The 14,771-nt window shown below is 34.9% G+C and carries 22 protein-coding genes; 20 read left to right on the top strand and 2 right to left on the bottom strand.

Features of this window, described 5'->3' with window-relative positions; translation table 11 throughout:
• Positions 1–4: 4 nt before the first annotated feature.
• The 3 genes from fusA to QO190_RS11220 all read left to right on the top strand — a co-directional run bounded on the left by fusA (position 5) and on the right by QO190_RS11220 (position 3,138).
• Entirely contained in the window at positions 5–2,122 is a 2,118-nt protein-coding gene (gene fusA / locus QO190_RS11230) for an elongation factor G (protein ID WP_213196898.1), read from the top strand.
• Between the two features lie 18 nt (positions 2,123–2,140).
• Positions 2,141–2,446: a 30S ribosomal protein S10 gene (rpsJ, locus tag QO190_RS11225; RefSeq protein ID WP_069800872.1), complete on the top strand. Its 306-nt coding sequence runs from the start codon at positions 2,141–2,143 to the stop codon at positions 2,444–2,446.
• Positions 2,447–2,664: 218 nt separating this feature from the next.
• Positions 2,665–3,138 (top strand): low affinity iron permease family protein, encoded by a 474-nt coding sequence (locus tag QO190_RS11220; protein ID WP_069800874.1) that lies wholly within the window; start codon positions 2,665–2,667, stop codon positions 3,136–3,138.
• A gap of 59 nt (positions 3,139–3,197) precedes the next feature.
• Here QO190_RS11220 and QO190_RS11215 read toward each other — a convergent pair whose 3' ends face one another.
• Together QO190_RS11215 and pta are read right to left on the bottom strand one after the other, a co-directional pair.
• Positions 3,198–4,403 (bottom strand): acetate/propionate family kinase, encoded by a 1,206-nt coding sequence (locus tag QO190_RS11215; RefSeq protein WP_371462886.1) that lies wholly within the window; start codon positions 4,401–4,403, stop codon positions 3,198–3,200.
• 148 nt (positions 4,404–4,551) lie between these two features.
• Entirely contained in the window at positions 4,552–6,639 is a 2,088-nt protein-coding gene (gene pta, locus QO190_RS11210) for a phosphate acetyltransferase (protein WP_371462885.1), read from the bottom strand.
• 393 nt (positions 6,640–7,032) lie between these two features.
• On the opposite strand from pta, the gene rplC reads away from it, so the two are divergent.
• From rplC to rplR, 17 genes are all read left to right on the top strand, one after another.
• Positions 7,033–7,659 (top strand): 50S ribosomal protein L3, encoded by a 627-nt coding sequence (rplC, locus tag QO190_RS11205; protein WP_104793859.1) that lies wholly within the window; start codon positions 7,033–7,035, stop codon positions 7,657–7,659.
• Positions 7,650–8,279 (top strand): 50S ribosomal protein L4, encoded by a 630-nt coding sequence (gene rplD / locus QO190_RS11200; RefSeq protein WP_069800882.1) that lies wholly within the window; start codon positions 7,650–7,652, stop codon positions 8,277–8,279. Before rplC ends, rplD begins: the two co-directional genes overlap by 10 nt.
• A gap of 3 nt (positions 8,280–8,282) precedes the next feature.
• Positions 8,283–8,573: a 50S ribosomal protein L23 gene (gene rplW / locus QO190_RS11195; RefSeq protein ID WP_274780522.1), complete on the top strand. Its 291-nt coding sequence runs from the start codon at positions 8,283–8,285 to the stop codon at positions 8,571–8,573.
• Positions 8,574–8,595: 22 nt separating this feature from the next.
• Positions 8,596–9,417, top strand: coding sequence for a 50S ribosomal protein L2 (gene rplB / locus QO190_RS11190; RefSeq protein WP_069800887.1), 822 nt, complete (start codon positions 8,596–8,598; stop codon positions 9,415–9,417).
• Positions 9,418–9,419: 2 nt separating this feature from the next.
• Complete coding sequence (gene rpsS / locus QO190_RS11185; RefSeq protein ID WP_069800889.1) at positions 9,420–9,698, top strand: 30S ribosomal protein S19; 279 nt, start codon at positions 9,420–9,422, stop codon at positions 9,696–9,698.
• Between the two features lie 2 nt (positions 9,699–9,700).
• A complete protein-coding gene (gene rplV, locus QO190_RS11180) occupies positions 9,701–10,105 on the top strand; it encodes a 50S ribosomal protein L22 (protein ID WP_069800891.1) in 405 nt (134 codons plus the stop codon).
• Positions 10,106–10,113: 8 nt separating this feature from the next.
• Positions 10,114–10,809 (top strand): 30S ribosomal protein S3, encoded by a 696-nt coding sequence (gene rpsC, locus QO190_RS11175; RefSeq protein WP_069800893.1) that lies wholly within the window; start codon positions 10,114–10,116, stop codon positions 10,807–10,809.
• A gap of 96 nt (positions 10,810–10,905) precedes the next feature.
• Complete coding sequence (gene rplP, locus QO190_RS11170) at positions 10,906–11,331, top strand: 50S ribosomal protein L16 (RefSeq protein ID WP_069800895.1); 426 nt, start codon at positions 10,906–10,908, stop codon at positions 11,329–11,331.
• 10 nt (positions 11,332–11,341) lie between these two features.
• Positions 11,342–11,527 (top strand): 50S ribosomal protein L29, encoded by a 186-nt coding sequence (gene rpmC / locus QO190_RS11165; RefSeq protein WP_069800897.1) that lies wholly within the window; start codon positions 11,342–11,344, stop codon positions 11,525–11,527.
• Positions 11,528–11,536: 9 nt separating this feature from the next.
• Positions 11,537–11,794, top strand: a complete 258-nt coding sequence (rpsQ, locus tag QO190_RS11160) for a 30S ribosomal protein S17 (protein ID WP_104793860.1) — start codon at positions 11,537–11,539, stop codon at positions 11,792–11,794.
• Positions 11,794–12,162 (top strand): 50S ribosomal protein L14, encoded by a 369-nt coding sequence (gene rplN / locus QO190_RS11155; protein WP_069800901.1) that lies wholly within the window; start codon positions 11,794–11,796, stop codon positions 12,160–12,162. Before rpsQ ends, rplN begins: the two co-directional genes overlap by 1 nt.
• A gap of 20 nt (positions 12,163–12,182) precedes the next feature.
• On the top strand, positions 12,183–12,503 hold the full coding sequence (gene rplX / locus QO190_RS11150; protein ID WP_104793861.1) for a 50S ribosomal protein L24: 321 nt from the start codon (positions 12,183–12,185) through the stop codon (positions 12,501–12,503).
• Positions 12,504–12,505: 2 nt separating this feature from the next.
• Entirely contained in the window at positions 12,506–13,057 is a 552-nt protein-coding gene (gene rplE, locus QO190_RS11145; RefSeq protein ID WP_069800905.1) for a 50S ribosomal protein L5, read from the top strand.
• A 3-nt stretch (positions 13,058–13,060) separates the two neighbouring features.
• Positions 13,061–13,330 (top strand): 30S ribosomal protein S14, encoded by a 270-nt coding sequence (gene rpsN, locus QO190_RS11140; protein ID WP_069800908.1) that lies wholly within the window; start codon positions 13,061–13,063, stop codon positions 13,328–13,330.
• A 110-nt stretch (positions 13,331–13,440) separates the two neighbouring features.
• Positions 13,441–13,839: a 30S ribosomal protein S8 gene (rpsH, locus tag QO190_RS11135; RefSeq protein WP_069800910.1), complete on the top strand. Its 399-nt coding sequence runs from the start codon at positions 13,441–13,443 to the stop codon at positions 13,837–13,839.
• Between the two features lie 19 nt (positions 13,840–13,858).
• Positions 13,859–14,404, top strand: coding sequence for a 50S ribosomal protein L6 (gene rplF / locus QO190_RS11130; protein WP_104793862.1), 546 nt, complete (start codon positions 13,859–13,861; stop codon positions 14,402–14,404).
• 11 nt (positions 14,405–14,415) lie between these two features.
• On the top strand, positions 14,416–14,769 hold the full coding sequence (gene rplR / locus QO190_RS11125; protein ID WP_371462877.1) for a 50S ribosomal protein L18: 354 nt from the start codon (positions 14,416–14,418) through the stop codon (positions 14,767–14,769).
• The last annotated feature ends 2 nt before the right edge of the window (positions 14,770–14,771 follow it).

Genomic DNA, 14,771 nt, shown 5'->3' with positions numbered 1-14,771 from the left:
AGAAATGAGTAGAGATCTTAAATACACAAGAAATATTGGGATTGCTGCGCACATTGATGCCGGTAAAACTACCACTACAGAGCGTATTCTTTTCTATACAGGTAAAACTCACAAAATTGGAGAAGTACACGAAGGTGCTGCTACAATGGACTGGATGGAACAAGAAGCAGAAAGAGGTATTACCATTACTTCTGCTGCTACTACATGTAGCTGGAATTTCCCAACAGATCAAGGGAAAACACTTCCTGAAACTAAACCTTACCACTTCAATATCATTGATACCCCAGGACACGTAGACTTCACGGTAGAAGTAAACAGATCTCTTAGAGTATTAGATGGTCTTGTGTTCTTATTCTCAGCAGTAGACGGAGTAGAGCCTCAGTCAGAAACCAACTGGAGATTGGCTGATAACTACAAAGTTGCGAGAATGGGATTTGTAAACAAAATGGACAGACAAGGAGCTGATTTCTTAAACGTTGTAAAACAAGTTAAAGAAATGTTAGGTTCTAATGCAGTTCCAATCGTTTTACCAATCGGTGCTGAAGAAGATTTCAAAGGTGTAGTAGACTTAATTAAGAACAGAGCTATCATCTGGGATGAAGCAGGACAAGGAGCAACTTTTGATGTAGTTCCAATTCCTGAAGATATGAAAGATGAGGTAATGGAATATAGAGAAAAATTAGTAGAAGCAGTAGCTGATTACGATGAAACTCTAATGGAAAAATTCTTTGAAGATCCAGATTCTATTACTGAAGAAGAAATCAATGCTGCACTTAGAGCTGCAACTATTGATTTATCTATCATTCCTATGACTTGTGGTTCTTCATTCAAAAATAAAGGAGTTCAGTTCATGCTAGATGCAGTTTGTAAATATCTTCCTTCTCCACTAGATAAGGATGATATCAAAGGAACTGACCCTAAAACTGATGCTGAAATCATTAGAAAACCAGACGTAAAAGAGCCTTTCGCTGCATTAGCTTTCAAAATTGCTACAGACCCATTCGTAGGTAGATTAGCATTCTTTAGAGCTTATTCAGGAAGACTAGATGCTGGTTCTTATGTTCTAAATACAAGATCTGGAAATAAGGAAAGAATTTCTAGAATCTACCAAATGCACGCTAACAAGCAAAACCCAGTAGAATATATTGAAGCTGGAGATATCGGTGCAGCAGTAGGTTTCAAAGATATCAAAACGGGAGATACTCTTTCTGATGAAAAAGCACCAATCGTTCTTGAATCTATGATTTTCCCAGATCCAGTAATCGGTATCGCTGTAGAACCTAAAACTAAAGCAGACCAAGATAAAATGGGTAACGCTCTTGCTAAATTAGCAGAAGAAGATCCTACATTTACTGTGAAAACTGATGAAGCTTCAGGTCAAACTATTATTTCAGGGATGGGAGAACTTCACCTTGATATCATCGTTGACCGTATGAGAAGAGAATTTAAAGTAGAGGTTAACCAAGGTCAACCACAAGTAGAATACAAAGAAGCTCTTACACAAGTTGCTAACCATAGAGAAGTTTACAAAAAACAATCAGGTGGTAGAGGTAAGTTCGCAGATATCGTATTCGAAATTGGTCCTGCAGACGAAGGTAAAACTGGTTTAGAATTCATCAACGAAATTAAGGGTGGTAACATTCCTAGAGAATTTATCCCTTCAGTTGAAAAAGGTTTCAAAGAATCTATGAAAAACGGTCCATTAGCTGGTTTCGAAGTAGAATCTATGAAAGTAACCCTTAAAGATGGATCTTTCCACGCAGTAGACTCTGACCAATTATCTTTCGAATTAGCTGCTAAAATGGGTTTCAAAGCTTCTGGTAAAGCTGCTAAAGCGGTAATTATGGAGCCTATTATGAAACTTGAGGTAGTTACACCTGAAGAATATATGGGAGATATCGTAGGAGACCTTAACAGAAGAAGAGGTACTGTAAACGGTATGGATGATAGAAATAACGCTAAAGTGATTAAAGCTTTCGTTCCACTATCTGAAATGTTTGGTTATGTTACTTCGCTTAGAACTTTATCTTCTGGTAGAGCTACTTCTTCTATGGAGTTCGAGAGATACGAACCAGCTCCAACAAATATTGCAGAAGAAGTAATTGCTAAAGCAAGAGGTTAATCTTTAAAAAATTAGAAAATGTCACAAAGAATCAGAATAAAACTTAAGTCTTACGATTACAATTTAGTAGATAAGTCTGCTGAGAAAATCGTGAAAACTGTAAAAGCTACTGGTGCTGTGGTAAACGGACCTATTCCATTGCCAACTCACAAAAGAATCTTTACAGTTCTTAGATCACCACACGTAAACAAGAAAGCAAGAGAACAGTTCCAACTTTCTGCTCACAAGAGATTGATGGATATTTACTCTTCTTCTTCTAAAACTGTAGATGCTCTAATGAAATTAGAGTTACCTTCAGGTGTAGACGTAGAAATCAAAGTGTGATAATTAAGTTAGAAGATGGAAGTCTGAAGACAGAAGTTTTCTCTTAAAAATATCAAAATTTGTTTCCGTGCGCTGAGCGAAGTCGAAGCGTGCTATGATAATAACCTCCCAAACAATTTTGTTTGGGAGTTTTTTTTATATAATAATTTTATAAATTAAAAATTTAATATTTAAAAAGTCATATCCTTATTTTTTGTAAAATTTGTAAAAAAAATATTATGAATAATAATAAAAATCTTTTTGATCAGTTTGCAGATTGGGCAACTGCTTTTACTGGTAGTGCTGGAGCTTTTATAGGTGCCTCTTTATTGGTTTTAATTTGGGCTTTTACTGGACCAATCTTTAAATTTTCAGAAACTTGGCAAATGGTAATCAATACTGGAACTACCATTGTGACTTTTTTGATGGTTTTTTTGATTCAAAAAGCTCAGAATAAAGATTCAAAAGCCATTCAGATAAAACTAAATGAACTTATAGCAGCACACGAAAAAGCCAGTAACAGAATAGTTGATATAGAAGATTTAACAGAAAAAGAATTAGATAAACTTCATAAATATTACGAAAAATTATCAGAATTGGCAGAGCAAGATAACAATATTCATCTATCACATTCCATAGATGCCGCAGAAGATAATCATGAACATAAATTAAGAAATGAAAAAATTCATAAAGAAATTGATAATGAAATGTAATATTAAAAAAAAAATCAGACATTATAGTCTGATTTTTTATATTCACTTTTTTGCCTATTTTACTTTATCAATTCATACGTTTGTTGAGCGATTTCCAGTTCTTCATTGGTAGGAATAATCAGAATTTTCACCTTGCTTTCTGGAGCTTGAATTTCTACAGGAACTTTGGTGTGATTAAATTTCACATTCGCTTCTTCGTCTAGTTTTATTCCAAGCGCTTCTAAATTTTTACAAGACCAACTTCTTACCACCGCATCATTTTCTCCTAAACCAGCCGTGAAAATAATGGTGTCAATTCCATTGAGTGAAGCAAAATAAGAACCGATGTATTTTTTAATTCTATGCGTGTAAAGTTCTAAGGTTAATTTAGCATCAGCATCGCCTTGTTCACATTTTTCGTTGATGTCTCTTGCATCGCTGCTTCCACCTAAACCAAGCATTCCACTTTCTTTATTCAAAATGTTTTTCACCTCTTGTAAAGAAAAGCCTAATTCTTCTACCATGTAAAAAATCACAGAAGGATCTATATCGCCACTTCTGGTTCCCATCACCAATCCACAAAGTGGCCCGAAACCTAAAGTCGTATCTATACTTTCTCCGTTTTCATTTACTGCAGCCATACTTGCGCCGTTTCCTAAGTGAATGGTAATGGCTTTTAAATGGTCATTTTTCAGAATTTTTTTGGCTTCATTGTATACAAATTTGTGGCTTGTTCCATGGAAACCATAAACTCTAATGCTATTATCTGTATAGAATTTTTTAGGAATAGCATATCGGTAAGCGTGTTCAGGAAGTGTAGCGAAAAACGCTGTATCAAAAACTGCTACCTGAACTGCATTTGGAAAGAATTTTTCAGAAGCTTCTATCCCAATTAAGTTTGCCGGATTATGAAGTGGAGCCAATGGAATTAATGTTTTTATCGCTTCTTTCACTTCTGGAGTGATGATTTGCGTTTTTGTGAATTTTTCACCACCGTGAACTACTCTGTGACCAATCGCTTTGATGCTTTCAGGATTTTCGATAACTCCAAAATCTGGATGAGTTAATAAACCCGTAATCGCCTCGAAAGCTGTAGCATGTTCTGGTAGATTTTCTTCTAAAATATATTCGCCAAAACCTTCATTCGTTGCATATTGATGTTTGATTCTACCCCCTTCAATTCCGATTCGTTCTGCTAAACCTTTAGCCAAAACTTTTTGAGAAAGAATATTGATGATTTGATATTTCAGAGATGAGCTTCCTGCATTAATAACTAATATATTCATGTAATAATTTTTTAAAATTTTTAATTTGGGCAGCTTTTCCGCCTTCCGTTCCCGCTTTTTTATTTTTGCCAAAGCTTTTTCCATTCAAAAAAATAAAAAGAGCTCCACTCAAGTCGGGCTGCTAAGACGAGCTGTCTAAATATGAGGTTTAATTGTTAGTAGATTGTATCGCTGTAATAATTACGGTGTTGTAAATATCTTCAATGGTAGCACCACGACTTAAATCGTTAATTGGTTTGTTTAAACCTTGTAACATTGGGCCAACTGCTAATGCGCCAGTTTCTCTTTGAACCGCTTTATAAGTATTGTTCCCAGTATTTAAATCTGGGAAAATAAGAACATTGGCTTGTCCAGCAACTGGTGAGTTTGGCAATTTGCTTTTACCAACGATTGGGTCTACCGCAGCGTCATATTGAATAGGTCCTTCTACTAAAATATCAGGGCGTAGAGATTTTACAATTTCTGTAGCTTTTCTCACTTTTTCTACTTCTTCACCGCTTCCAGATGTTCCAGAAGAATAAGAAAGCATCGCTACTTTAGGTGTTTCTATACCAAATGTTTTGGCAGAATCGGCAGAAGAAATCGCGATTTCCGCTAATTGTTCAGGATTCGGATTGGGTACAATGGCACAATCTCCGTAAACCAAAACTCTGTCATCTAACAGCATGAAAAATACTGAAGAAACGGTTTTGAAACCAGGTTTTGTTTTTACGAATTGTAAAGCTGGTTTAATGGTGTGAGCTGTTGTATTTACCGCGCCAGAAACCATTCCGTCTGCATGACCTTTGTGTACCATCATGGTGCCAAAGTAAGAAGCATCTAGCATTAAATCTTGTGCCGACGTCAATTCTAAACCTTTTGATTTTCTTAATTCATATAAAGTATTGGCGTAGTCTTCGTAAAATTCACTATTGTGAGGGTCTACGATAGAAATTCTACTTTCGTCCCAGTTTAATCCGAGTTGCGCTACTCTAGATTTTACTTTTTCTGGGTCGCCTAAAATGGTAATTTTTGCCACTTTGTCTTCTGCAATTTGAGATGCAGCGGTTAGAATTCTATCGTCATTGCCCTCTGGTAAAACAATGTGCTTTTGAATTTTTTTAGCATTGCTCAAGAGATTGTATTGGAACATTCTCGGGGTGAGACTTTCTGTTTTTACAGAGTTTATTTTGGTATTGAGTTCTTCTACGTCTACAGAACTTTCAAACAAGTCAATACTTAATTTTATTTTTGATTTATTTACGGCGTAAATTTTCGGTTTAATTCTAGAAATTACAGATGCAGCTTCAAAGGTTCCGAGATTAGTGGTGATAATCGGAATAGGTTTTTGATTGTCGAGCATTAATTTGATAATAGATCTTTCTGGCGTGAAACCACCTGTTAATACAATACCTGAAATATTAGGGTATTTCGGTGAAATATTCGCCAAAGAAGTTCCTACAATCAGGTCACTTCTGTCTCCTGGCATAATACAAAGGCTGTCTGGTGTAATTCTAGGCAAGAAATTCGCTAATTGCATTGCTCCAATAACTGTAGTTTTCGCAATGTTGTCTAGTTTTTCTTTCCCGAATAAAACATGACCTCTAATATGATTGATGATTTCGTGGATAGATGGTTTTCCTAATTCTGGATTGTTTGGAATTACGGCTACGAAAATCCCTTTTTTAATTTCTTTTTTGATGAGTTTTTGTACTTCGCTTTGTTCCTTTTCGCAACGATTAACAATTACTCCTATTATATTAACGTCTTTTTCTAAAAATGAATTGACTTCTGCAATCACATTGTTTACCAATTCAGGAACGGTTTCGAAACTGTCTTTTACTACTAATAAAACTGGGATTCCTAAATTCTTGGCAATAGAACCATTAAAATCTATTTCGAAAACAGAACCTTCTTCTGTAAAATCACTTCCTTCTACCAATACAAAATCAAATTCATTTTCTAAATTTTTATATTTCTCGATGATGGTATCATAAACCTCATTGATTTTTCCTTGATTTTGATGTTCGGTAAACTCACTTCTAGAATATGAGTAAGCATCCTCATAATTCATGTTAACATTAAAGTGAGATAAAATAGTATCTATATGATTGTCTACTACATTTTTGTTTTCGATAAGAGGCTTAAAAAACGCCACATTAGGAGTGGTGCGTTTCAGCATTTGCATTAATCCGAGACTTACAATAGATTTTCCGCTTTGTGCAGAAGAGGTAATTACGTATACTGAATGATTCATTTTTAGAAAGGATTAAATTTATTTTGCAAAAATACGGCTTTCAAGACGGTTATGAAAGGGTTTTAATCAATGAAAAACATGCGATTTGACAGCTATTTTAAATTTATAGCAAAAATATAAGCATTAAAAGGACTTCCGTTTCCTAATTACAAACATCATATTTTAGTTAATTTTTATAATAGAATAAATATCAGTTTATGGTTTCACGAGTGGCTGAACATGAATGGATTAAAAAAGAAAATAATTTTAACTTACTGTTTGTCAGTTCAAAAAATATTCTTACATTTGCACACTCATTTTAGGGAAGAAGTATGCCTATTTCAGACGTAGATATTACTAAATTCCTCTAGAATAGGGAGTTATAATAAACAATTTAAGTATAATATATTAATAATGTCAGGTATTATTGGTAAAAAAATCGGTATGACATCTTTGTTTAACGAAGAAGGGAAAAACATCCCTTGTACAGTTATTCAAGCTGGTCCATGCGCGGTTTTACAGGTCAGAACCGAAGAAGTTGACGGTTACAAAGCGGTGCAACTAGGTTTCGATGACAAGAGTGAGAAGAACGTATCTAAAGCGTTAGCTGGTCATTTCAAAAAGGCTGGTTCTACGCCAAAGGCGAAAATCGTGGAATTCAGAAATGAATTCGAGCACGAAGTGAAAGTAGGAGATCAAATAATCGTGGACATGTTCAACGAAGGTGAATATGTAGACGTAACAGGTACTTCTAAAGGTAAAGGTTTCCAAGGGGTTGTTAAAAGACATAACTTTGGTGGTGTAATGCAAGCTACCCACGGTCAGCACAACAGATTAAGAGCTCCGGGTTCAATCGGTGCGGGTTCTGACCCTTCTAGAGTTTTCAAAGGACTTAGAATGGCTGGTAGAATGGGAGGAAAACAGGTGACTGTTCAAAACCTTCAAGTGTTAAAAGTAGATACAGAACAAAATCTTTTAGTAGTAAAAGGTGCTGTTCCGGGAGCTAAAAATTCTTATGTAATTATCAAGAAATGGAACTAGTAGTATTAAATACATCAGGAAAAGAAACCGGAAGAAAAGTGCAACTAGACGAAGCTATCTTCGGAATTGAGCCAAATCAGCACGCGGTTTACTTAGAAGTGAAACAATACCTTGCTGCTCAAAGACAAGGAACTCATAAGTCTAAAGAAAGAAGCGAAATTACTGCTTCTACTAGAAAACTTAAAAAACAAAAAGGATCTGGTTCGGCTAGATATGGTGATATTAAATCTCCAACTTTCAAAGGTGGGGGTAGAGTATTCGGTCCTAAGCCAAGAGATTACAGATTCAAATTAAATAAAGCATTAAAAAGATTAGCTAAGAAATCTGTTCTTTCTCAAAAAATGAGAGAAAACTCTATTAAAGTATTAGAAGAAGTAACATTTGCTGCTCCTAAAACTAAAGATTTCATCAATGTATTTAATGCATTAGGTTTGGAAGGCAAAAAAGCATTATTCGTGCTTGCTGAAACAAACAAGAACGTATATTTATCTTCAAGAAACTTACCGAAAGTAAAAGTTTTAACTTATAATGAGATTTCTTCTTATGACTTAGTTAATGCTGGTGAAGTAGTATTCTTCGAAGGTGCTGTAGAAAAATTTCAAGAAAATTTAAGAAAATAAGTCATGTCAGTTATCATTAAACCAATCATTTCAGAAAAAGCAAACAGCCAATCAGAATTGAGCGGAGTTTATACGTTTTTAGTAGATACTAAAGCTAATAAAATCCAAATCAAACAAGCTGTAGAAGCTGCTTATAGTGTAAAGGTAGAAGACGTAAGAACTATGATTTATGCTCCGAAAGTTTCTGCGAAATACACTAAAAAAGGACTTCAAGTTGGTAAAACCAATAAATTGAAGAAAGCTTTGGTTCAACTTGTAGAAGGCGAAACCATTGATATTTTTGCAACAAATTAATAATTTTATATAATTAATAGTAATGTCTGTTAGAAAATTAAAACCTATCACCCCAGGACAGAGATTCAGAATTGTAAACAATTTTGAAGAAATTACTACCAACAAACCTGAGAAGTCTCTAACTGTAGGACTTTCTAAAAAAGGAGGTAGAAATAACACTGGTAAAATGACCATGCGTTATACCGGAGGTGGACACAAGAAAAAGTACAGAATCATCGATTTCAAAAGAAATAAGTTTGATGTAGCTGCTACTGTTTTATCTGTGGAGTACGATCCAAACAGAACTGCGTTTATCGCTTTAGTAGAATACACTGATGGAGAAAAGAGGTACATCGTTGCTCCAAACGGTATTAAAGTAGGTCAAACTGTAGTTTCTGGAGATAATGTAGAACCTGAAGTAGGAAATGCAATGAAATTGAAAAACATACCATTAGGTACTGTGATCTCTTGCATCGAACTAAGACCAGGACAAGGTGCAATCCTTGCTAGAAGTGCAGGTTCTTCTGCGCAATTAACTTCTAGAGATGGTAAATATGCAATCATTAAATTGCCTTCAGGAGAATCTAGAATGATTTTAGTAGAATGTATGGCTATGATTGGCTCAGTATCTAACTCAGATCACCAACTTACCGTTTCTGGTAAAGCAGGTAGAAGCAGATGGTTAGGTAAGAGACCAAGAACAAGAGCTGTAGCTATGAACCCTGTAGATCACCCAATGGGAGGTGGTGAAGGTAGATCTTCTGGCGGTCACCCAAGATCTAGAAACGGTAAACCAGCTAAAGGTTACAAGACTAGGAAGAAAAACAAAGTGTCTAACCGTTACATCGTATCTAAAAGAAAATAATTATGGCAAGATCACTTAAGAAAGGACCTTTCATCGCACATCATTTAGAAAAGAAGGTTCAGGCAAACATAGAACAAAATAAGAAGACAGTTATCAAAACATGGTCTAGAGCATCAATGATTTCTCCAGACATGGTAGGTCAAACTATCGCAGTACACAACGGGAAATCTTTTATCCCAGTTTATGTAACTGAAAACATGGTAGGACATAAGTTAGGCGAATTTTCTCCAACGAGATCTTTCAGAGGACACTCTGGTAACAAAAATAAAGGTAGCAGATAATCATGGGATCAAGAAAACAAGATAGCGCAATCGCAAGAAAAGAAGCTAACAAAGACGTTGTAAAAGCTTCATTAAACAATTGTCCGTCTTCTCCAAGAAAAATGAGACTCGTTGCTGATATCATCCGTGGAGAAAACGTAGATAAAGCCCTATATATCCTTAAATATTCTAAAAAAGATGCTTCTAACAAGTTAGAAAAACTTTTACTTTCGGCTATTGCTAACTGGCAAACTAAAAACGAAGGTGCTGACATAGAAGCTGCTAATCTTTTTGTAAAAGAAATTTATGTGGATAGTGCAAGACAACTTAAGAGATTAAGACCTGCACCACAAGGTAGAGGTTACAGAATTAGAAAAAGATCTAATCACGTAACATTAGTATTAGGTAACAAACAAGATAATCAATAATCAAAGGTATGGGACAGAAGACAAATCCAATTGGTAATAGATTAGGAATCATCAGAGGATGGGATTCTAACTGGTTTGGTGGAAACGATTATGGAGACAGAATCGCAGAAGACTACAAAATCAGAAGATACCTTGAAGCTAGATTATCTAAAGGTGGTATCTCTAGAATCTACATCGAGAGAACCCTAAAATTAGTAACAGTAACAATCACTACTGCAAGACCAGGTCTTATCATCGGTAAAGGTGGTCAAGAAGTTGATAAACTAAAAGAAGAATTGAAAAAGATTACTGATAAAGACATCCAAATCAATATCTTCGAAATCAAAAGACCAGAACTAGACGCAATTCTAGTTGCAGAAAGTATTGCAAAACAGATTGAAAACAGAATCTCTTACAGAAGAGCTGTTAAAATGGCTATGACCAGCACTATGAGAATGGGTGCAGAAGGTATCAAAGTTCAAATCTCTGGTAGATTAAACGGAGCTGAAATGGCAAGAAGCGAATCTTTCAAAGAAGGAAGAATCCCATTGTCTACTTTCAGAGCAGATATCGATTATCACATTGGTGAAGCACTTACTCAGTACGGTAAGCTAGGAGTGAAAGTTTGGATCATGAAAGGTGAAGTGTACGGCAAGAGAGAATTATCTCCACTTGTTGGTCAACAGAAAAAAGCACCAGCTGGTAAAAAAAGAGACAGAAAATAATTAAAATTTTAGATTGAAATTTTAAGTTTTAAATTACCGTTACTTTTTTAAAATCTAAAATCTAAAATCTGAAATCTAAAATCTAAATTAGAAAACATGTTACAACCAAAAAGAACGAAATTCCGTCGTGTTCATAAAATGAAAATGAAGGGAAATGCGCAAAGAGGATCTCAATTAGCGTATGGAACTTTCGGAATTAAAGCTATAGACGGTGCTTGGATCACTGCAAGACAAATTGAAGCTGCGCGTATCGCTGCTACAAGATATATGAAAAGAGAAGGTCAACTATGGATTAAAATATTCCCAGATAAGCCTATTACTAAAAAACCAGCCGAAGTAAGGATGGGTAAAGGTAAAGGTGCTGTAGAATATTGGGTAGCTGTAGTAAAACCTGGTAAAATTATGTTTGAAGTAGGTGGAGTTCCTTATGAAATAGCTAAAGAGGCGTTAAGACTTGCAGCTCAGAAACTTCCAATAGTTACCAAATTTGTAGTAGCTAACGATTTTGTTCAACCTCAATAATCTTTGAAAAATGAAAAAAGCTGACATCAAAAATCTAAGCGCAGGAGATATTAAAAATCAATTAGCTGCTCTTAAAGCTGATTACACTAAAATGAAATTAGCGCACAGAATTAGCCCGATTGAAAATCCTATTCAAATCAGAGATTTAAGAAGAACAATCGCAAGACTTGAAACTGAGTTAACTAACAAACAATAATTTCATTTTATCATGGAAAGAAATTTAAGAAAAGAAAGAATCGGAATCGTTTCTAGCAATAAAATGGAAAAAACCATTGTAGTTAGTGAAACGATGAGAATGAAACATCCAATGTACGGTAAATTCGTATTAAAAACGAAAAAATATACCGCTCACGATGAAAACAATGAGTGCAACGAAGGGGATAAAGTTTTAATCCAAGAAACTAGACCTTTGAGTAAAAATAAAAGATGGAGATTAGTAAGTATAATTGAAAGAGCTAAGTAATGTTACAAACCGAATCAAGATTAAAAGTTGCTGATAACACTGGTGCAAAAGAAGTACTAGTAATCAGAGTTCTAGGTGGAACTAGAAGAAGATATGCTTCTGTAGGTGATAAAATCGTAGTTACTATCAAAGATTCTACTCCATCAGGAAATGCAAAAAAAGGACAAGTATCTAAAGCAGTTATCGTAAGAACTAAAAAAGCAGTTAGAAGAAAAGATGGTTCATACATCAAATTTGATGACAACGCTTGCGTTCTTCTAAACGCTGCTGGAGAAATGAGAGGAACTCGTGTTTTCGGACCAGTTGCTCGTGAATTGAGAGACAAAGAATATATGAAAATCATTTCATTAGCTCCTGAAGTATTATAATTTTAAAAATTTTAAAAAAAATGGCAAAAGTTAAAATAAAAAGAGGAGATAACGTAATCGTTACTACTGGTAAAAACAAAGGTAGTAAAGGTGAAGTTCTAGAAGTGATTAAGAAAGAAAACGCTGATGCTAGAGTTATCGTAGCAGGTGTAAACGTTGTTAAAAAACACGTAAAACCATCTGCATCTAATCCTCAAGGCGGAATCGTAGAAAAAGAAGCATCTATCAATATTTCTAACGTATCTCTAGTAGATGCAAACGGAAAAGCTACAAAAGTAGCGTATAAAGTAGAAGGTGATAAAAAAGTAAGAATTGCTAAAACAACAGGTAAAGAAATCTAATTATGGAATACGTAGCAAGACCCAAAAAATTATATACAGAAAAAATTGTTCCAGCAATGATGGAAGAATTTGGGTACAAATCTATCATGCAAGTACCTAAATTAGAAAAAATTGTTGTGTCTCAAGGTTTAGGTGCTGCAACTGCAGACAAAAAAATCGTAGACTATGCAGTAGAAGAACTTACAGCTATCACTGGTCAAAAAGCAGTAGGAACTTTATCTAAAAAAGACGAGGCAGCTTTCAAATTAAGAAAAGGTATGCCAGTTGGTGCAAGAGTAACGCTTAGAGCAGAAAAAATGTACGAATTTTTAGATAGACTTACGTCATCTGCTTTACCAAGAATTAGAGATTTTAACGGTATCAAAGCCGATGGTTTCGATGGTAGAGGTAATTACAACTTAGGGATTACTGAGCAAATTATCTTCCCAGAAATCGTGATCGACAAAGTGAAAAAAATCCAAGGGATGGACATCACTTTCGTTACTACTGCTAAAACTGACAAAGAAGCAAAAGCATTATTAACTCATTTCGGTTTACCGTTTAAAAAGAACTAAGAAATGGCAAAAGAATCAATGAAAGCGCGTGAGCGCAAAAGAGAAGCACTAGTTGCTAAATATGCTGCTAAAAGAGCTGCCCTAAAAGAAGCAGGTGATTATGAAGCACTTCAGAAATTACCTAAAAACGCTTCACCTGTAAGATTACACAACAGATGTAAATTAACAGGAAGACCAAGAGGTTACATGAGAACTTTCGGTATTTCGAGAGTTACTTTCAGAGAAATGGCTAACAATGGTCTTATCCCGGGAGTTAAAAAAGCAAGTTGGTAACAATTAGTTTTTAATCAAGATATTTAAGTTGCTTATGGCTTTTAGCCTCAAAATTAAAAGCCATCTGCAATACTGAATATCATTCACCAATAATAATTTAAAATAAAAAAATGGTAACAGATCCAATTTCAGATTTCCTAACTAGAGTAAGGAACGCACAAAGCGCAGGCCACAAAGTGGTGGAAATTCCTGCATCAAAAATCAAAAAGGAGATTACGAAAATCTTATTTGATCAAGGTTACATCTTAAACTACAAGTTTGAAGATAACGCTGTTCAAGGGACTATCAAAATCGCTTTGAAATATGATAAGCAAACTAACAAACCGGCTATTAAGTCTATCCAAAGAGCTTCTAGACCAGGTTTGAGAAAATACGCTGGTACAGAAGAATTACCAAGAGTATTAAACGGTTTAGGTGTAGCTATCATCTCTACTTCTAAGGGAGTAATGACTGATAAGAAAGCCAGAGAAGAAAAAGTAGGTGGCGAAGTAATCTGCTATGTTTATTAATTGTAAAAATTAGGAAGAAATGTCAAGAATTGGTAAATCAATTATAGAAATTCCTGCAGGTGTTACAGTTACTGTAAACGATAATGTAGTAACTGTGAAAGGTCCTAAAGGAGAACTTTCTCAAGAAATTACAGGCGGAATTACTCTTGAGCAAGAAGATGGTAAAATCACTGTAAGCAGACCATCTGAAGCTAAAAATCATAAAGCATTACACGGTCTTTATAGAGCGTTAATCAATAATATGGTGGTGGGAACCTCTGAAGGTTTCACAAAAAAATTAGAATTAGTAGGGGTAGGTTATAGAGCATCTCACTCTGGTCAAAAACTAGAATTAGCTCTAGGTTTCTCTCACGGTATCGTATTAGAACTTCCAAGTGAAATTACAATCGATACTTTAACAGAAAAAGGTAAAAACCCAATCATCACTTTGTCATCTTATGACAAACAATTATTGGGAATGGTGGCTGCTAAAATTCGCTCATTTAGAAAACCAGAACCATACAAAGGTAAAGGTGTGAAATTCGTTGGTGAAATAATTAGACGTAAAGCTGGTAAATCTGCTTAAAAATTAAGACAATGGCATTAACAAAAGTACAAAAAAGAGATAGAATTAAAAGAAGAGTAAGAGGCAAAATCTCTGGAACTTCTTCAGCGCCAAGACTTTCTGTTTACAAGAGTAACAAAGAAATCTACGCTCAATTAATTGACGATAAAGAAGGTAAAACTTTAGTAGCTGCTTCTTCTAGAGAGAAAGGAGTAGATGCTTATGGAACTAAAACTGAAGTTGCAACTGCAGTAGGTAAGAAAATTGCTGAAAAAGCTTTAGCTGCTGGATTTGAAAAAGTAGTTTTTGATAGAAACGGTTTCGTATATCACGGTAGAGTAAAAGCTCTTGCAGACGGTGCTAGAGAAGGTGGTTTGAAATTTTAAAA

Source organism: Cloacibacterium sp. Arc13 (genome assembly GCF_041431305.1).
GTDB classification, from domain to species: domain Bacteria; phylum Bacteroidota; class Bacteroidia; order Flavobacteriales; family Weeksellaceae; genus Cloacibacterium; species Cloacibacterium caeni_B.
Note: the sequence above shows the minus strand (reverse complement) of the source record. Positions and strands in the feature narration are given on the sequence as shown.